15 protein-coding genes and 1 tRNA gene are annotated in these 19,904 nt (G+C 43.3%); 11 read left to right on the top strand and 5 right to left on the bottom strand.

The window, feature by feature from the left end; genetic code table 11:
• Positions 1–100: 100 nt before the first annotated feature.
• The 8 genes from H9625_RS10170 to H9625_RS10135 all read left to right on the top strand — a co-directional run bounded on the left by H9625_RS10170 (position 101) and on the right by H9625_RS10135 (position 10,496).
• Complete coding sequence (locus H9625_RS10170; protein WP_191764211.1) at positions 101–373, top strand: hypothetical protein; 273 nt, start codon at positions 101–103, stop codon at positions 371–373.
• Entirely contained in the window at positions 363–722 is a 360-nt protein-coding gene (locus H9625_RS10165) for a type II toxin-antitoxin system RelE/ParE family toxin (protein ID WP_191764209.1), read from the top strand. Before H9625_RS10170 ends, H9625_RS10165 begins: the two co-directional genes overlap by 11 nt.
• A gap of 528 nt (positions 723–1,250) precedes the next feature.
• Positions 1,251–3,206: an Mfa1 family fimbria major subunit gene (locus H9625_RS10160; protein WP_191764207.1), complete on the top strand. Its 1,956-nt coding sequence runs from the start codon at positions 1,251–1,253 to the stop codon at positions 3,204–3,206.
• 189 nt (positions 3,207–3,395) lie between these two features.
• Positions 3,396–4,472: a FimB/Mfa2 family fimbrial subunit gene (locus tag H9625_RS10155; RefSeq protein ID WP_087250747.1), complete on the top strand. Its 1,077-nt coding sequence runs from the start codon at positions 3,396–3,398 to the stop codon at positions 4,470–4,472.
• Between the two features lie 8 nt (positions 4,473–4,480).
• Positions 4,481–5,785, top strand: coding sequence for a fimbria major subunit (locus H9625_RS10150; protein WP_191764205.1), 1,305 nt, complete (start codon positions 4,481–4,483; stop codon positions 5,783–5,785).
• 25 nt (positions 5,786–5,810) lie between these two features.
• Positions 5,811–8,756, top strand: coding sequence for a DUF4906 domain-containing protein (locus tag H9625_RS10145; RefSeq protein WP_191764203.1), 2,946 nt, complete (start codon positions 5,811–5,813; stop codon positions 8,754–8,756).
• A 488-nt stretch (positions 8,757–9,244) separates the two neighbouring features.
• On the top strand, positions 9,245–9,544 hold the full coding sequence (locus H9625_RS10140; RefSeq protein ID WP_191764201.1) for a hypothetical protein: 300 nt from the start codon (positions 9,245–9,247) through the stop codon (positions 9,542–9,544).
• 310 nt (positions 9,545–9,854) lie between these two features.
• Entirely contained in the window at positions 9,855–10,496 is a 642-nt protein-coding gene (locus H9625_RS10135) for a hypothetical protein (protein WP_191764199.1), read from the top strand.
• 326 nt (positions 10,497–10,822) lie between these two features.
• Here H9625_RS10135 and H9625_RS10130 read toward each other — a convergent pair whose 3' ends face one another.
• A complete protein-coding gene (locus H9625_RS10130; RefSeq protein WP_191764197.1) occupies positions 10,823–12,508 on the bottom strand; it encodes a SulP family inorganic anion transporter in 1,686 nt (561 codons plus the stop codon).
• Positions 12,509–12,725: 217 nt separating this feature from the next.
• On the opposite strand from H9625_RS10130, the gene rbr reads away from it, so the two are divergent.
• The 3 genes from rbr (at position 12,726) to H9625_RS10115 (ending at position 14,994) form a co-directional block, all read left to right on the top strand.
• Positions 12,726–13,304, top strand: a complete 579-nt coding sequence (gene rbr / locus H9625_RS10125) for a rubrerythrin (protein ID WP_013618245.1) — start codon at positions 12,726–12,728, stop codon at positions 13,302–13,304.
• Positions 13,305–13,466: 162 nt separating this feature from the next.
• Positions 13,467–14,747 (top strand): phosphopyruvate hydratase, encoded by a 1,281-nt coding sequence (gene eno / locus H9625_RS10120; RefSeq protein WP_022038855.1) that lies wholly within the window; start codon positions 13,467–13,469, stop codon positions 14,745–14,747.
• 173 nt (positions 14,748–14,920) lie between these two features.
• A tRNA-Asp gene (locus tag H9625_RS10115) sits at positions 14,921–14,994 on the top strand.
• A 199-nt stretch (positions 14,995–15,193) separates the two neighbouring features.
• Here the strand turns inward: H9625_RS10115 and H9625_RS10110 are convergent.
• The 4 genes from H9625_RS10110 to H9625_RS10095 all read right to left on the bottom strand — a co-directional run bounded on the left by H9625_RS10110 (position 15,194) and on the right by H9625_RS10095 (position 19,746).
• Complete coding sequence (locus H9625_RS10110; RefSeq protein ID WP_071150055.1) at positions 15,194–16,015, bottom strand: hypothetical protein; 822 nt, start codon at positions 16,013–16,015, stop codon at positions 15,194–15,196.
• Positions 16,016–16,024: 9 nt separating this feature from the next.
• Positions 16,025–16,846, bottom strand: a complete 822-nt coding sequence (locus tag H9625_RS10105) for a DUF4377 domain-containing protein (RefSeq protein ID WP_071150056.1) — start codon at positions 16,844–16,846, stop codon at positions 16,025–16,027.
• A 312-nt stretch (positions 16,847–17,158) separates the two neighbouring features.
• On the bottom strand, positions 17,159–18,562 hold the full coding sequence (locus tag H9625_RS10100) for a coiled-coil domain-containing protein (protein WP_071150057.1): 1,404 nt from the start codon (positions 18,560–18,562) through the stop codon (positions 17,159–17,161).
• 224 nt (positions 18,563–18,786) lie between these two features.
• Positions 18,787–19,746, bottom strand: a complete 960-nt coding sequence (locus H9625_RS10095) for a toprim domain-containing protein (protein ID WP_191764194.1) — start codon at positions 19,744–19,746, stop codon at positions 18,787–18,789.
• Between the last annotated feature and the right edge of the window lie 158 nt (positions 19,747–19,904).

Here is a 19,904-nt window from a genome sequence, read left to right as displayed (position 1 = left end):
GATAAGTTTAAATGAATATTCGCATTTTGCCCAATGCGCCCTCACAGGGAATATTCGCGGATATTCAATAAAACTTAAGAACTCAAAAACTCAAAACGATATGGCAACAAACAACCTGACATTGGAAATGCAGCGTGAAGAACTGATTCACGAATTGCAACGCGTAGATAACATTGAGGTTATCGAGAAGGTGAAACGTTCCTTGAAACGTGCCCTTGCCGCCGTAAAGCGCAAAGAGCAGGAAGAGGAATCCGACCATGTGACCAAGGAGCAGTTTGCAAACGATTTGTATAACGCCTTTGTAGAAATGTATCGTGCAGAGCGGGATGGCGTAAAACTGAAAACAGCGGAGGAATTGCTGAATGAATTATAGCATCAATACGCTTCTTGATTTCGACCGTGAACTAAAACGGTTAAGCAAGAAATATAAGTCGATAAAGCAAGATTATGCCCGCTTGTTGGACGAACTCCATGCCAACCCTACCGCCGGAGCCGACTTAGGCGACGGCGTGCATAAAGTACGTATGGCGATAGCCAGCAAGAACCGTGGCAAGAGTCATGGTGCACGGGTCATTACCTATGTATATAAGATAGATGAGGAAAGCGGCATCATTACCTTGCTCACCATTTATGACAAGGAAAAGGTCGACACGATTTCTGCTGAAGAAATAGTCCGGCTGAAAGAGTTGGCAAAAGCCCATCTCGGCATATCAGCCCAATAAAATTCCGTTATATTTTTCTGCATTTGCTTAGAAACTGTTTTGATATGAAATATCCGCAAACATCCTATGTAGGGGCGTATTGCATACGCCCTGAAAAACATCCACGTGGATTAGTTGGCGCATTCGGGCATATGCGATACGCCCCTACATGGCAATTGGGTGAATTGCGGAATCCATTAGATTTTTTGTAGAATTTCAAAACAGTTTCCTAGTCATACTACTGACTTTTTCGAATAATACAATCAATCCGCCAGTCCCAATGCAGTAGGACTGCTGTCCCATTGCACCGGTACTCCAGTCCTAGTACTATAAGGACTGCAGTCCTGAGCCCTTAGGATTTTGCGAGGACTGAACCTCCCGGTACTGCGAAAGTCGCTTCCTTGCCAAAGTCATATATCATAGTCTTTTTTCATAAGACCAGTTCACTTTTTCCCGTATTTCCCATAAGTTCGAAGGCAAAAGGTAACAAGTGTATTAAGAAACTTAGCCAACTAAAAAAGAGATTACTAATTTAATTATACTACGATTATGAAAAAAGTGAAGTATTTAGCAATGTTGCTCGCGGCAGGCATGTTTGCCGCATGTAGCGACAATTTGGAAGACACAGGCGCAGGAAATGCGGGTGGAGATACTCCGAGCACTACGGAGGGATATGTGAAAGTGGCGATTAATATGCCTACTACGAGCGGAAATTCTTCAAGATCAACAGATAATGGAGAATCAGGTGCAAATGTAAGCCTTGAAGATGGTGATCCTAAAGAATATAACATAGAAAATGCCATATTAGTTTTTTTTAAAGATGATAAAAGTGGAGATTCTCAAACAAATCCGCCTACAGATCCTGATGGAAATGCACAATTTGTGAAAGCCTATCCATTAACCAAAGCAGATTTAACGGTTTCTGGTTCTACTGAAACCCCACAAGTAACTGAACAAGTTTCAGTTATTACAGAAGCACCCAAAGTTGAAAGCACGGAACAACTTTACGTACTTGTGATTTTAAATTATGATTCAGATTTAATCTCTCCAACGAATGGTGGTTTATCTGTAAACAATACCCCATTAACAGCAGGAACTGCGACAGTGCAAGGAAGTAAGCTTTCTGCACTTCAAGCAAAATTAAATGGGGCTGACGTTGACCTTTCAGCTTTTATAGGGACTTCTAAGAATCAATTTACGATGACTAACGCACCTCTTTCTAGTGCAGCTGGTAATAGTGGTAGCATTGCGAGTGCAAAAGCTTACACTTTGGTCCCTGTAACAGTATATGATACAGAAGCCGATGCACTTAGTCATCCTGGTTCTTCTATTTATGTAGAACGTGTAGTAGCTAAAGTTTCTTTGAGCAGTACAAGCTTTGATGCAAATAAACAAATTAAAGTAACCAAACTTAATGCAAGTGGAACTTCTGAACCAACTGGCGATTTAGTAGAATTTACAGGTTGGTGTTTGAATGTAACAAACAATTCTACGAAATTGGTACGTGATGTTAGTGGATTTAACACAACTGATTGGCTTGAAACAACAAATGCTACCGGCAATAGGGCGGAAAGGTTTGCAGGAACGAGAAGCATCAATGCTTCATTCGGAATAACAGGAGAGAATGGTTATTATCGAATTTATTGGGCAAAAGATGGTAATTATGTTGGTTCTGGAGAATCGGATGCAACAGACTTTACAACTTATTATATTAAAAATGGAACGTTTATACCGAGTGAGCCGACTTGGGAAACCGAGTTACCAACAACAAAAACTGATAATGCTTGTTATTGTTTGGAAAATACGATGAATTATGACCAGCAATTAGAAGATCGTACGACAACAGTTTTATTGAGAACAAATTATTGGACGAAGTTTAATGGAGACAAAGCAGCAACCCAAAGAAGTTTCTTTATCTGTGGGATAAGCGACACTAAGTATCCGGAAAAACAAGTAGGAGAAAGTACCGGCACCCACACCGATTGTTTTATTGAACATCTCATAACAGAAGCTAACAAAATTCTTGCAGACGAAAATGACTTTGCAACTTATTCTGATAGCTATTCGGATTTAGTTGTAAAACAAGGTGCTAACTCTGGTACATATACTAATGTAGAAGATATATTAACTTTTAGTGCTACAGGAACTAAGAAAACGGCTCAAGTAGCAGCAGTAAGTGCTGTAGTAGGAGGAAGAATTTCTTATTACAAAGACGGTCTTAACTTCTATCGTACTACTTTAATTCGTCATTTCCAAGATGGAGAAGGAGTTATAGTTCCTGAAAGTGGTATAGCAGCAGCTACTGATTATAAATTGCAACATTTAGGTCGTTATGGTGTAGTTCGTAATAACTGGTATGAAATAAATATTAATTCTATCAGTGGTCCAGGTGATCCGGAAGTTGATCAACCAAAACCTGATCCTGACGATTCGGCAGAAGGTTTTGTGAATGTGACCATCAACGTCCTCAGTTGGGCAAAACGTTCTCAAAACGTAGACCTCTAATTTTGTAAAAGCAAAATATAAGCAATGTCATCCTGAGCGGAGCGAAGGATCTCGTGAACATCCACGTGGGCGCATCCGAGATGCTTCACTGCGTTCAGCATGACAACTGATTTTCATCAAATTAGGAAAGAAAACCTCTGTGCCATAGTGTTCATTATTAACTATTAATTATTAATTGTTAATTATTAAATGAAAGCGATATATACCCTACGAATGCTGGCTATCCTGTGGGCTGGAATCACCCTTTCCGCCTGCACCGACTGGATGTACGACGACCGCAGCGGATGCGAACACGGCGTATGCCTTAGCTTCAAGTACGACTACAACCTGCAGCGTGCCGACATGATCGGCCACGTGGGTAGCGTAGGCGTATTTGTTTACGATGAAGAAGGACGCTTTGTCACTTCCTATATCGAGCCAAATCTCCGCCGCACGCAGCCCTGCCTGTACCTCGACTTGCCCCAAGGAAACTACCAGTTCCTTGCCGTAGCCCAGCAGCGTTCTTTCGACGAGCTGCAAGCCGGACCCGGAGCAAACTTCACCTGGTCGGCACCCGATGCCGGAGACGGGATAGACGACTTCAGTGTATCGCTGGCACATCAAGACCTGGGCAACGGCTTCGCCACGGTGCCCCATGGCAACTTGCCGCTGGACACGCTTTGGCACGCCGTCAGCGCAACGCCTCTTTACGTCCCTGCCGAAGGCTATGCTTACGATACACTTTCGCTGGTGCGCGACACCAAGTCGATATCCGTATCCTTGCGTGAGATAGACCGTCCCGAAACCATGGACGTTGCCGACTATGATTTCTTCATTTACCACCGCGACCTGACCATGGCATACAGCCCAGCAACGCACGACCTGGAAGCATCTGCCCAAGCACGCACGGCTATCTATACGCCCTACGCCACTTGGAACACCTCGGACACCGATGCTTCGGCAGCAAGGTCGGACGCCGGACGCACGGCGCATGCCGACTTCATGACCTCACGTCTCTATGCCGATGGCGCCGAAGAAGACCGTGCACGCCTCGTCATCCGCCACCGCGACACAGACCATACAGTGATAGAAGCCGACCTGTGCAACCTCTTGGGTCAGCTTCGCAACTACGATGAAACGCAGCGTTACTCCCTCCAAGAGTTCCTCGACCGCGGCTACGACTTCCGCCTCACCTTCTTCCTGCAAGGTGGCGAGTGGCAATACGCCGAAGTATCCATCGGCATCCTCGGCTGGAGCAAGCGCATCCAGAATGTATCATTAGACTAAGCAAAACCATGAAACGAAACGCTCTGACATACCTCCTCCTCCCCTTCCTGCTGGCACTGCTCGTCACTGCCTGCAAGGACGACACGCTTCCCGCTTCTCCCGCAGAAGAAGAGGAAGCAGGCAGCGGCGTGTATGTAAGTGTGGTAGTGAATACGGGCGGCAGCAATGCTTCGCGTGTGCCTACGCCAGGAGAAGGCGGTGATGGTCCGCAAGCAGGTACAGTTGAGGAGAGCACGGTGCATGACTTGAATGTGTTTTTCTTTCAAGGGGATGATGGGATAAACTCGGATGCAAATACAGAAATAACTCATTGCCTATATTTTAGCCAAGACAACAATAACTTATTTGGTGGAATAGGGCAAGGTGATTATGATGCGGTTTATTATTCTGCCACAGAAGATGTAAGTGACAAGTTGCAAATAGGCGAAAGATATAATGTATTAGTGATAGCCAATGCAGGTGATTTAAGTAATAATGCGACATTACAAACTTTAGGTAATTTACGTGATTATCAAGTATCGGAAACAATAACCGATGACGGATATTTCTTAATGTCATCAGAATCAGACGCTTTTATAGATATAAAAGCAAATACTCCAGCCACAGCGGAACCAGTATCAGTAAATATTGAGCGGATGACGGCACGGGTGGATTGTGCGTGGGAAGATGATTATTATGAAATAGATAATTCGAGCGCTAAGGTTAAGATAGAATCAGCTATGTTAGTCAACAAATACATAGGGGATACCTATGCTTTTAAGAGGATAACAACCAGTATAACAGATAATACGATAGAATATTTAGGTGATGAAATTGGTGACAATGATACTCCTGCTGAGAATTATGTTGTAGACCTCAAAACGTTAGACGATGATTTTACTCCAAGTGCTACCTATTATGCAAATTATTATCCGACCTTATCACTGTCTGAGAATAGTGAATGGAGAATATTGGATAAAAATGTCACTTCTACAGACGAATCAGGAACGATCTATTACCGTTTAGATTATACGCAAGAAAATGTGTTTCGTGTGTCTGATGGGTTTAATGTTGCAGCTTGTTGCACTGGAATTGTTTTTAAAACCACTTACTATGCAGGTGGCAATACAAATGGGGCCGGCGAAACACGTTATTACAGCTATTGGATTCGACACGCTGCTGATAATAATGACGAAATTAGCCCGATGGAATATGCCATTGTGCGCAATAATATTTATCAACTTGAGGTAACGGGGTTTAGTGTAGAAGCAGTCACGCTAACAATCACAGTTGTACCTTGCGATCAAATAGAAAATAATATCACATTCGATTGAATGTATGATGAAAAATGAATACACTATGAAATTGAAGGCATACATACAATATTGGATTGCTTTATGCAGCATTATCTTTGTTGCTTCGTGTTCTGATGATTTGGATCTTCCGGTAGAAACAAATGTACGCGAAGGTATACCAGTAGAAATTAAGGTTAAATTTGGTACATCTGTACAACAAACTGTAGAAACACGGGCGGAAGGTGATGATGTGGTATATGATTATTACATATTTGTGTTTGACTCTAACAAGATATTAAAAACCAAGGAGTACCATAATGCTGCAGATGATCGGTTTACGTTCGAAAAGCAAATAACGATCCACACGACCTCGGGAGTCAGTTACATCATGGCTGTTGCCAATATACACGGAGAAGGATTGCCTTCTGAATATGGGAACAGCAATGTGACACGTTCTACTCAAGCGGCGTTAACCAATGCTACAGTGGGAACTTTTAGTATGGACGATTTAAAAAGTCTTCGAATCGGTCTGGTGGATGCATTGAATCCTGATGTCATCAACCGCCAGAAATCTTCTTTTGCGATGTCTGGCAAATATGTTCCAACAAGCGGTGAAGATCGTGGCGACGGTTATTGTGTAATTCCGGAACAATCTGCAACTTTGACCGGTGAAATCCAATTATATCGTACAGATGCCTGCATTACATTCAATTTGCGCACAGGAGATAAAGTATTGACGGTAAACGGTGGTAATACTCCCACATTTACTCCAACTTCTTTTCGAGTTGTGAATATTCCTCGCTATTCCCGAATGATGAATGAAACGGAAGATTGGGATGGTACTTCAGGCGGTGATAATGTATCTGAAAATGATTATTACGAAATCCCGGAAACTACTCCTATTACTATCTCTACGAATGTTACGGAAAATAATAAAACATATCAAACGTTTACATTTTATTTACCGGAAAACCGAAAGTCTGCTAAATCTGCTACGCAAACTGATGGCTCTCCGTTGGAATATACCGATCGTGAACGGCAAGAAAAGCAGGAAAATGCTGATGGAACAATGGATAATGGCGCATGGTCTTATGCTCCAGAACGGGGTACGTATGTTATCATCAATGGAACATTTTCCGGGTATGCTTATGAGAACGGAGAAAATGGTAATGTTGTTCCTATTGATGCAGAAGTGACTTATAAAATCCATTTGGGTGATTTTAGTGAAGCAAATGGCTACGACTATTCTAATTTTCATACTAAAAGAAACACGGAATACATCTACAATGTGTCTGTAAATGGGGTAGACAATATCATTGTAGAAGTTGAAACAAATCAAGAAAATCAACCGGGTGCTACGGGTGATATTTATTTTACCAATGAAACGAATTTATACACATTGGATGCACATTATGAAACCTGTTTGATGCGTTTTACCAAAGCTATGGTGACAGAATCTCCTTCAAGGCTTACTTATCGGGTGCGTACACCTTTTACGGAATATTTGGCAGACACGGATGAAAACAGAGCAGCAGATGCTAACTGGGTGCGTTTTGCTGTAAACAAGATAGACAATGGAGGAATATATAGCGATGACCTGCAGAGTTATAGCGAAGGAAATGCAAGTGAAGGAATATACAATAACGGTTCTTATAATGAGAAAGAGTTATTAACTGTAGATGAATTAATAGAAATACTTAAATATCTTGCAGACCATGAACACGATTCACGTTGGAGGAACGATGTGTTTGTGGTTACTTGTTTCGTGAATGAATATTACTATACCCATGATGCAAATGAAAGCGGATATCAAGATGATTATGATAACGGTGCACAATATGCTATACCTGCCACTGCTACCAATGTTGACAGAAGTGTTCCTGCTTGGAAGTATGCCGTAAATCAACCTAACCGCACTCTACAGTTGTTGTGTGATGTGCGCTCCAGCGCGGATGGCGAAAGCAGCATTGTGGATGCAGCCTATGTCATTAGCCAGCGTTCCATACAAACCTTTTATAATACAGATGTTTCATTGACAGGATTGACTTCTGCATTAGGGGTGGAAACTATCAGCGAAACAGGAAGTGAAATAACATCTATGGGGTATTCTGCTAATAACTCTTCAGATTATCCGCAAGACTTCCGGAGAGGATTGACCAATACCAAAGCAATGTGGGCAAACAATAATGGTGGGAATATGAGTTGGGGTAGCTCTCAGTGGGATAACTATATTGATGCGGCTGATAATGGCTATACAACTCCTCCTGCCATTGTACCGACAGAAACAGAAACTGCTTATATTGGTCTACAAAACAATTACCGAAATGTATATATAGCTTGCCTGCAACGAAACCGTGATGTAAATAGAGATGGCAAGATAGATGAGGATGAAATTAAATGGTATTTGCCGGCTCTGAATCAATATGCCGCTCTATATATGGGTGAAAACGCTTTAACGCAAGAAAGCCGTTTCTATACACATTCTGATTGGCGGTTAAAACATTTTTATAGCAGTACATACAATGACGTAGATTCAAAAACTATTACAACAGAGAAAGATGATGTCATTCCCAATCCAGAATATAATCAAATAGAAAGTGATGAAGTAATGACTTTTTGGTCAGAGGAAGGTTTTTCTACCAGCACATACGGGCAAACCATTGCTTGGAAAACAACGAGCAGTGAAACTCCTATTTATCGTTATTATCGGTGTGTCCGTAATTTAGGGAATACAACTATAGATAATGAAAATGAAGTGCCTCAGAATTATTGGGAAAGAAATGAACGCGTTATATCTTTTACTTATTTAGATAATGATGCAGTAAAAGGTGTAGCTTTAAGCCATGGAGAATTAAGTAATACTCACACCAATCGCAGTACACATAATCGTGTTTACTCTAAATTTGAATATGCTACAGCTGATGCTACTGGTCATATTAATGCTGCACAAGCGCATGCCTTATATGCGAATATATGTCAAAATTATCAACAAGATGGACATAGTTGGTGAATGCCAAATCTTCGAGAATTATTATTTTTAGCTTTGAATTCATATGTAAAAGGCGGAATACTGTCAGATTTTCCTACTACTACTGATCATAACTACCATAGCCGTACCCTTTTTTATTGGTATGCAAACGATAGTAGAAATGGTTCAAACTATCTTTCTCCATTGAACAATCAATATAGGTATGGATATAAGTATGAAGGAGGAAATATTTCTTTGGAGGAATCTGGAAGTTATAACAGCTGGGGAGGTGCATGGAATTTTAATGTCCGCTGCGTCCGTGATGTCACCGAGTAAACGAATATTCCCTTTATATTAAACAATACCAAGGTTTATGTGGTGGGATTTTTTCGAGTACTTGTATTGCTTTGGTATTGGCTTGACCATTACAAAATCGGCTATTGATTTATTGATATTTTCTTGTTTTATTCGTAAGTTTGCAAAAGCATGATTTTTAATAGTAATGACAAAGTTATAAAAGCATTGAGGATATGGCAAATAGTTACGAACAAATCATCAAAGACATAAATGAGCATCTGCAGAAAAGCGGACGAAGTTATTATTCCGATTTCTATATCGGCATATCAAGCGATGCCCGGAACAGATTGTTTAAGGAACATCATGTGAAAGAAAATTCCTGGTGGATTTATCGTGTTGCTGACTCTTCGGTCGTAGCCCGCGAAGTGGAACAATATTATTTAAAACTGGGAATGCGGGGAAACACTGGCGGAGGAGATGCCTCGGCTAATATGGTTTATTGTTATGCAGTCACTCCAACAACTACAGAATAACGCATTTAGGTTTTGAACACAAAGACAATGGACAATGAACAATTGACAATGGACAATGAACCGTGCGACATCGCAATTGTCAATTATCAATTGTCAATTGAAAAGAACTTTGCACCTCTGTGTCTCTGCGTTCCATTTCCCACAAACCGATTTGGTTCTACTATAACAAATAAAACAACACCATCGTTTTTCTTTCCGGCAGAAATTTTATATCTTTCCTCTAAAGAAAAACGTTTTCTTTATTCTGTCGGTGTAGAATCTCGCAGATTATATCTATATTTGCAATACCATTAATCAAATAGTCTGTAGTATGCAAGAAGAGGTTTTTAAATTCATTTCAGCCACATTCGGAATATCGGCAGCAATCACCTTTGCCGTTATCATGCTCGCATTTTGGTTGGTGTATTTCATCACGAAAAAAGTGACGATGATACATGCCAGACATGCCGAGCTGGAGAAAGACGAACAGGAAATGGAACAACGCGTCTTGAACACGCTTGACCGTAATGAGGATAATACGCGAAGACGGTTTGAGAGCGTAGAAAACAAAATCGATGAGATAAGAAGAGATATGTCATATATCAAAGGGAACATGGATTTCCTGCGCAACGGTGGCGCAAACCTGATACAAAGCCACAGCCCCATATCGTTGACAAATGAGGGTAAAGAAATTGCCACGCAGATAGATGCAGATGGCATTATTAGCAAAAACTGGGAAAAGATTCGGAAGAATATCGAACTGTCGGGAGTAAATACGGCATACGATGTACAAGAATATTGTTTTATGACAGCATCTGTAGAACCCGAAAAGTTTTTCGATGCGGATAGTATCATCCGGATAAAAGATTTTGCTTATCAGCACGGGAAGTCAGTACAGATTTACCTCCACATAATCGGTTTGCTGATTCGTGACAAGTTCTTGAAAGAACATCAAGGCAAGGCAACACTTTGATGAATCATCCCATATCTGTTCTTGCGGATTTTTTCGCTTCGCTCAACAACTCTTGCAATTCGCAAGTATTGAGTATGAGGAACCGAAGGTCGACGAAGTTTATTTTATAGTCTGGAGAATCGGGACATACGAAACGTACGGACATAAAAAAAGGAGTACCGCTGTACTCCAACCTTTGTTAACCTTAAATCTAATACTATGAAAAACACATTGCAAAGGTACGGACTTCTGGGAAATATGCAAGCATTAGGGTTATAAAAACGTGTTTTATAACATGCTTTAAGAAACGTTTCTTCTTATTCAAAAGTCTTTAACAGATTAAGGCATCAGCTTACGCCAAGCTCTTTCCGTGCCACATCGAGTGCTTCGTTGATGTTGCTGCAGATGTTTTCCTTGCCCAGTAAAGTATAGAAGCCCGACCGTTCCAATACGGCGTGCACCTGCGGATTGACACCCGAAAGGATGATGTGGATGTTTTCCTTTTGTGACATCTCGCACAGGGTAGTCAGGTTGTGTATGCCCGTAGAGTCGATGAAAGGCACTTTGCGCATGCGGATGATGCGTATCTGCGGGCGGTCGCCCAGCCGTGCCATGATTTCTTCAAATTTGGTGGCGATGCCGAAGAAGTAAGGTCCGTTTATTTCGTATACTTCCACGCCTTCGGGGATAACCAAGTGTTCTTCGTGCGTTTCCACGTCCGATTCCTTGTTGGGGTCGATTTCATCGGTAATGACCGATATCTGCGTGGTCTCCATCACTCGTTTCATGAACGATACGCAGGCGATGACCAGCCCCACTTCGATAGCCACGGTCAGGTCGAATATCACGGTGAGGAAGAAGGTGATAAGCAATACGGTGACATCGGATTTCGGGTTTTTCAGCAGCCCTTTGAATACTCTCCAGCCACTCATGTTATAGGATACTACTACCAGCACGCCGGCAAGGCACGCCATCGGGATGAACTTGGCGAGCGGCATCAGGAATATCAGGATGAGCAGAAGCACGATGGCATGAACGATACCGGCTATCGGCGAGCGGCCTCCGTTGTTGATATTGGTCATGGTGCGGGCAATGGCTCCCGTGGCAGGAATGCCGCCGAAGATGGGTGAGATAATGTTGGCAATGCCCTGTGCCACCAGTTCGGTGTTTGAGTCATGATGGTCTCCGATGACTCCGTCGGCTACGGTGGCGGAGAGTAAAGACTCTATTGCCCCCAGCACGGCGATGGTTATCGCTACGGGGAAAAGGTTTTTCACCGCTTCCCAGTCGAGCGAAGGTACGGTAGCTTCGGGTAATTGTGACTGGATGCTGAAGCGGTCGCCGATGGTGTCGATGCTGGTCACACCTCCGTACATCTTCATCAGGTATACCGCTACGGTCACAAGGATAATCGCTACCAGCGAGCCGGGAATCTTTTTCGAGAACTTGGGCGTGAGCGCGATAATCAGGATGCTGGCTATGCTGACCGCTACGTTCCACCAGTTGACGGTATCGAAATGACGTGCATAGAGTATCCATTTGCCGATAAAGTCGCCCGGCACCTTCTCACCTCCGAATTGCAGGCCGAATACATCAGCTATCTGTGTGGTGAAGATGGTCAGGGCGATACCGCTTGTGAAACCGATGATGATGGGGTAGGGAATGAACTTGATGATGGTGCCAAGCCGGAACACTCCTAATATAATAAGGAGTATGCCCGCCATTAAGGTCGCTATCATCAGGCCTTCCAGTCCGTATTGCTGGATAATGCCGTAGATGATAACGATAAAGGCTCCCGTAGGTCCGCCTATCTGTACTTTGCTCCCGCCCAAAAGCGAGATGATGAATCCCGCTACGATAGCGGTGATGATGCCTTTTTCGGGACTTACTCCCGAAGCGATGCCAAAAGCAATGGCAAGCGGAAGGGCTACGATGCCTACGATGATGCCTGCCATCAGGTCGGTAGAGAAGTCCGACCGGGTGTAGTTCCGAAGCGTATCTACCAGCTTCGGCTTAAACTGAAATGTCTTCATATACCTATTGAAATAATTAAAATAATAAAAAAGAAGTGCAAAAGTATATATTTATCCGAACATAAACGACTACATTCCCGTTAATCTTTCAAGAAAAGGCAAGAAAGTCTTAATAGAACATAAAAGATTGATTGTAATGATTACAAATTTGAATAAAAATACTATCTTTGTAATGTTGAAAAGAAAACAATGTCTAACCACTAAATAACTAACGATTATGGGAAAAAGTATTAAAGGAACAAGAACAGAGAAGAATCTGGGTATTTCATTTGCTGGCGAATCACAGGCAAGAATGCGTTACACTTATTTTGCAAGTGCGGCAAAGAAAGAAGGATATGAACAAATTGCCGCTATCTTTACCGAAACTGCAGACCAGGAGAAAGAACATGCCAAGCGGATGTTTAAATGGCTGGAAGGCGGAATGGTGGAAATCACAGCCAGCTATCCTTCGGGTGTCATCGGAACTACGCTGGAAAATCTGAAGGCTGCTGCAGCAGGTGAGAACGAGGAATGGTCGCTGGACTATCCGAAGTTTGCTGATATTGCCGATGAAGAAGGATTTCCTGCTATCGCCAAGATGTACCGTGAAATAGCTGTTGCCGAAAAGGGGCACGAAGAAAGATATCTTGCACTGGCAAAGAATGTAGAAGAAGGTAAGGTATTCAAGAAAGATACCGAAGTGGTATGGCAATGCCGTAATTGCGGATACCTGTATGTAGGTACGGAAGCTCCCGAAACTTGTCCGGCTTGCTTGCATCCACAAGCTTACTTTGAAGTGCAGAAAACGAATTATTAAGCCTTGCTTGACAGCTCGGTAATTCATCACAGGGGACACAGGGATACAGGGGTATTTCTGTGTCCCTTGCGGTTTAAAATACCTACTTTCAGGTATTGACAAAACAGATGAAAGTTTGCAATTTTGCGGACATAGAAAATAACTTTTAAAATCAATAAATGTATGAAAATCAAATCAATCATAGGTCGTGAAGTGCTCGACTCGCGTGGCAATCCTACCGTAGAAGTGGATGTAATGCTGGAATCTGGTATAATGGGACGTGCTTCGGTTCCGTCCGGGGCTTCTACAGGCGAGCACGAAGCGTTGGAACTTCGCGATAAAGATCCGAAACGCTATGGCGGTAAGGGTGTATTGAAGGCTGTAGAGAATATCAATACGGTCATAGCTCCGGCTTTGACGGGCTGGTCTGTACTGGAACAGCGTGCCATCGACCGGAAAATGTTGGAACTGGACGGCACCAAGACAAAATCGAATTTGGGTGCCAATGCCATTTTGGGCGTTTCGCTTGCCGTGGCAAAAGCTGCTGCAAATTACCTGCACATTCCTCTCTATCGCTATATCGGAGGGGTAAATACGTATGTAATGCCGGTTCCGATGATGAACATCATCAATGGCGGTTCGCATAGCGATGCCCCGATTGCATTCCAAGAGTTTATGATTCGTCCGGTAGGTGCTTCTTCGTTCCGTGAAGGCTTGCGTATGGGGGCAGAAGTATTCCACGCCTTAAAGAAGGTTTTGCACGACCGTGGACTGAGTACGGCGGTAGGTGATGAAGGAGGTTTTGCTCCGACATTGAATGGTACGGAAGACGCACTTGACTCCATCCTTGCCGCTATCCGGGCAGCAGGCTACGAACCAGGCAAGGATGTAAAAATCGGTATGGACTGTGCGTCATCTGAGTTTTATAAGGATGGAGTATATGATTACACCATTTTCGAAGGGGAAAAAGGAAAGAAACGTACATCGGATGAACAAATCGCTTATCTGGAAGAACTGATTGACAAGTATCCGATTGATTCTATCGAAGACGGTATGAGTGAAAACGACTGGGAAGGCTGGCAGAAACTGACGGCACGTATCGGCGGACGTTGCCAGCTGGTAGGCGATGACCTGTTCGTAACCAATGTAGAATTCCTTTCGAAAGGAATCGCTATGGGATGTGCTAATTCCATATTGATAAAGGTAAACCAGATAGGCTCACTTAGCGAAACGCTGGATGCTATCGAGATGGCACACCGCCATGGTTATACTACGGTTACATCCCATCGTTCGGGTGAAACCGAAGATGCCACCATAGCCGATATAGCTGTAGCAACGAATAGCGGACAAATCAAGACCGGTTCGCTGAGCCGTTCGGACCGTATGGCGAAATACAACCAGTTGCTCCGTATCGAAGAAGAATTGGGTGACTTGGCAGTATACGGATATAAGCGTATTAAATGAAAAAAATCACTTGAAGCTTGTTATAAAGGGGAGATTTCAGCTGAAATTCTCCCCTTTTTCCCCTAAAATGAAGAAAAAATGAAAAAAAACAGGGAAATGTATTGCAGGTTTAAAAAATAGTTGTACCTTTGCAACCGCAATCGAGAGAGATAGCAACGAAAGAAAAACAAAATGGTGCGTTAGTTCAGTTGGTTAGAATACATGCCTGTCACGCATGGGGTCACGGGTTCGAGTCCCGTACGCACCGCAATAAACATTGAAAATCAATGTTTTACAGAACAAACACCCGACTTTACACCCAAGAATGTAAAGTCGGGTGTTTTTTTGTATTATTTAATTTATCATCTTTGTGGTAGAGGATAAAAATAAAGCAAACGAAAAGAACAACCAAGTTTTCTTCATTTGCTTTATATGATATGCAGGCTTATCTGCTTAATATATCATTATCAATTCAGGATGTATTCAGGAATGGATGCTGTTGCAAATGCTCCTATTATTTCATAGTCTGTTTCGGGAACGGTCAGTATCATGGTGTAGTCTCTTGGGGGAACGCTTTTTGTCGTGGCATTGCTGATAAGTTCCACCCAATCCACATCCAAATAGCTTTTGATAATTTCCAGTACTGCTTGAGAATCACTAAACGATAGGGCGAAGTCGTGGATTTCCATTGGAGCATTTTGTGCAAAGTTTCCGGATGAATCGGCTGAATAACTCAGACGCAAATAAGAAACTGTTTCCTCTCCATTCTGCTTGACAAAGAACTCATAAGTGCCTTCGGCAAGTGGTGTATTATTCAATTGGTGCTGCATATTGTCCATTGTAAAAAAATAGCAATCCCGCGCTTTATTGTTAACCAGATAGAGCATAAGGTTTGAAGTCAGCGTGGGATGATTGCTTTCAGCAATGCCGTATGCAATGTAGCAGTCTGTGACTTTCACTTCGACTGTTTCCTTGTCGCCTGTCACATTGTCCGTCAGAGTAAGCGTAGTAGTTCCTTTCTGTTTGCCTTGCAAGGCAACATAGGTACTTCCTCCTTCATTCTGAACCTTGTTGGCTTCTACTATCGTTTCGTCCGCTACGGACAGGCTGATGTCGCCGCTTCCATTGGTAATGGGAATCTCAGTGATGCCGCGCCACAATCTTACTTCATAATAGGTCTTTTCAAGGCTGAACGGGGACATTGGTTCATTTTCATTATTGTCATCGTTACATGCAGAGATAAATAGACTGATGATAATAAAAAAGGGAGCGATAAGTTTATTCATCATGACTATGTGTTATTGTTTTTTTATGGTAAATTCCACCTTTTGAAGTCCCTTTTTATAAACATTGGCAAGGATGAGTGCGTAACGAACTTCTTCGCCGGACTGCATGGATTGTGTAATGTGGGTAAACTCATCTTCGGGTACAACATCTTTGAACATCGGACCGTGTGATTCGTTGCGTACCAAACGAATTTCATCTGTAAACGGAGACAGAACAAACGAATAAATAGCCATGTAAGGCACGGACTCAAATTTCACCCAATTCGGGTCTTCTTTGTCAAGGACATCTTCCAGCCATATACGCGCTGAACTGTAGGATGGCAGCATTGAATCATACCCATCGTCATAGACTATTTTACCATTCTCATCAACAATATACCCTTTGCTGATGGCATATTTCTCAAAAGGACACAAATCTTGATATTCAATATCTTCTTCGGATGTTATCTCCTCATCGACCGGAATTTCCGGTTCTGTCACAAGTCTGTCTTGGAGAATACGGATAAGCGAATACGTACGGTCGGAACCATCCGCAGGTGGATTGGCGAGAATTGTCCGCTTTACCGATAGATAGTATTCGTGTCCTTTTATGTAAGTAAAGCCCTCAATGCTGTTGAATCCGAGAGGTTGCCATTCTTCGGAATCACCTTCCGTCTTGACGAGCATGCACTCTATGGGATTCTCCTTTTTGTCGTCGCCCCATGCATACATTACGCCTGTTTCTGCTGAAACCAGCATTCTAATCTCTTTGACTGAATCTTGGGGCTCATCATCACTGCAAGCTGATAACAGAAAAACTGTGATGAACAGAAATGAAGTGATAAGTTTATTCATATTCTGACTGTTATGTTCTTGATTGACCCTGTCAAGATGTTAAGTTAATAATAGCAGAAAACGTGAGCCAACTATGCTACGTCTTAACTTGAAGGTCGTAGGAAACCATAGATGCAGATGTAACAATAGCAGCCCACGCTATAGCGTGAGAACCACTATGCTATCCTTGCATCTAATTTGAAAATTTCCTACGTTTTCAAGTACAAGATAAGCATAACGCTTCTTCTTTTTCTCTTATGTCTTGGAAAGAGTTGCCTCAATCCGTTTGCAAAAATACAGAATTTTATTGAAATCCAATCAAGTACCATCGAATTACATCCTAAATCCTCTACTTTTTCTTGGCTCTTCTGCTGATTTACGTAAACTATGCCGTAATTTATCAAACTGTTCTTTGAACCATTCGCCAATCGGTTGTCTGTTTATGGTCAGTACCAGTTTGCTGTCATCTGTCGGATTCTTTTCTACTTTGAAAATATCATTCCTGATGTCAAACTTCCGCCTGTGTTCTTCGGAATAAATCCTGCCGTTGCATCTGATAGCTTCTTTCTTTGTCAGAAGGCTCTCTATCATTTCTTTGGTGAAGCCGATGGCAGCGCACAACTTTTCCATTCTCAGCATCTCCCTGAGCATCGGAAACCACTTGAAAGCCTTTTCAAGCAGGATATTCAGCCGTGATATTTCCTTGTCTCTGGCTTCAAGTTCCCGATTATGTATTCCTTGAAGATTGCGTATCTGCTTGCCATGCTGCTCTTGCATGAGTTGCATTTGGGCTTTCAAGTCATCAATGCCCTTGTCCCGTTTGGCAATTTCCTGACGCAATTCTTCATTGGATTGTTCCAGTTTCTTCATTTTCCCGCTGCCGAAGAGAGAACCCACTCCGCTTGCTATAACCGTAGCGGCATCGGTGGCTGCACTTTTGAGCTTGTCCGTGCGTATCTCCGATTTCACCTGTCTGAGTTCCTGTTCGGCAAGATTCACCTGTTGCTCCTTATGCCGCTTTACGGCTTCTATGCGTTGCAGTTCGGCTTTCTGCTTCTCAATGATGAAATCGTTCCGTTCCAGATGTTCTTTGCCTGTTACGGCTTTTGACTTACCACGCTCCATCAGAAGGATGTCGGATGCCAAGGTCTGCATCTGCATCATGTCATCGTCATTGAGCTTGCGGCTCTTGCCTGTATCGTGGTTCATCCAGTCGAATACGATATGCGCATGGTAATTCGGCTTGAACCACCTTTCGCCTACCTTGAAACTCTCCCTGTCCTCCGGGTCAGGCTGTCCGTTCAGCCAATGCCCTTCGTCCTTGTGCAGGAAGATTTGGAGCGGTGTGATGCCCCAGCGTCTTTGGCACTCCTCGCCAAACTTATGCACATCTGCCAGTGTGGTGTCAGGTCTGATGAGCAACACTCCCTCACGTATGGGTGAACATCCTGCCACTTTGATAATCTTGCCGTTCTTGCCTTTGCGCTCACGTTCTTTTTCCTGCATGGCACGACCTGTCTTTTCCTTGACCATCCGTTTGATGTCCTCATAGTGCGCCTGCAATTCGGGACTACCGAAGTCCGGGTTTATCCACTGCTCGTTATTTGCAGAGAGTTCGGATACCACATATACTTTGGATTTTCCGATGTTGCGCATATACTCGGCAGTTCTCCGGTTATGAGCCTCGCTTGATGCCACGTTGCAAGGCTTGATATGTATGCTTGATTTTGTTGCCATTTTTTAATTCTGATTGGGTTGTTTACTAAATCTGTTTGTTGCTTTCCACTCATATCCGCAAGAGGTTCTTAGGGGTGCAACCCATGAGCGGAGTTTCCAAAGAGAGGGTCACTCTTTGGTCGGGTTGCATAGGGCTGAAAGCCCTTGCCGGGTTCTTAGGGCAGCGTCCTAAGCCCCTCGGGAGAGCCCACAACTACGCAAGCGGAGCGTGTAGTTATAGTGGGCTATAACCGGAAGCCTTTCGGTTTCTTGGATAGCGTATCATTCTTCTTTCTGACGGACTGTATTTGTTCCTTTCTATCCGCCATGCGCTTCTGCAAATACTCGTTCAGGTCTTTGCATCCGCAGTAGATTTGTGAAGCGTCCCGTATATGCCGTGTGCTTTCATATTCCTTGCGGATTTGCTGAAGGACTTCCATTCCTGCACGGTCATTGTCAAAAAAACAGTGGATTCGCTCATAGCTTCCCAACGGATAAAGTGCTTTGGAAACATTGGCAACAGAGTTCAGAACCATGTAGTCCTGCCTGTCGAAATCAGGGTATTGCGGACAGCTTTCGAGCCGCAGGGTCAGAAATGAGAGGTAGTCCATAAATCCCTCGAAAACGAAACACGCGTTTCTTGGCTCTCCCGATTGCCTGATATGGGATATTTCTTTCGGTGCAATGCAGCCCTTGAAATATCGGTTTCGGATTTCATAGCCGCCCGACATGTTGGGAAACGCAATGGCGAAGTACCGTTTGCCGTTGTGCGTAAACCGCGCGTCCTTACATTCTTTTTTCGCCAGTGCCGGATTTATCCCCCTTTCCTGCAAGTAAGCGAGCAAGGCAGGAGAAGAAAGCGGCACGATTTCCAACTGTTGGAAACTCGGCTCTGTAAATGACTGCTTGCGAAAAGAGAAAGAAACGGGGTGCACGTGCGGTGCTTGTTCCTCTATGCGTTTCAAAAGGTACGGCACGCTGTCCGTTGCATAGAGGTGCGAAGCCAGCGCAATGATGTTGCCGCCCTTGCCGAGCGCAAAATCATACCATTGGTTCCGCTCGGTGTTCACCTTGAACGAGGCTTCGGTTTCTTCCCTGAACGGTGATTTGTACCAAAGATTGATGCCCTGCCGCTTCACCGGGCTATATCCCAAGCTGTGAAGGTATTCTTCCAGCCTGATTTGTTTTGCTGTCTGTATGTCCATAAATGATTGTCTTTATCGGTTATTGTTTGTTTTTCTTTTCGCCAGTATCTGTTTATAGGTTACTGGCTGTATAACCACTTCACTTTATTGTCGTATATATAGGATACGGCTTAAAGTGAAGCGGTTTGATGCGCTCCTGCAACCACTTCGCTTTATCC

Origin of the sequence: Phocaeicola intestinalis, assembly GCF_014837065.1 — a bacterium.
In the GTDB taxonomy this organism is placed as follows: Bacteria; Bacteroidota; Bacteroidia; order Bacteroidales; family Bacteroidaceae; genus Phocaeicola; species Phocaeicola intestinalis.
Note: the sequence above shows the minus strand (reverse complement) of the source record. Positions and strands in the feature narration are given on the sequence as shown.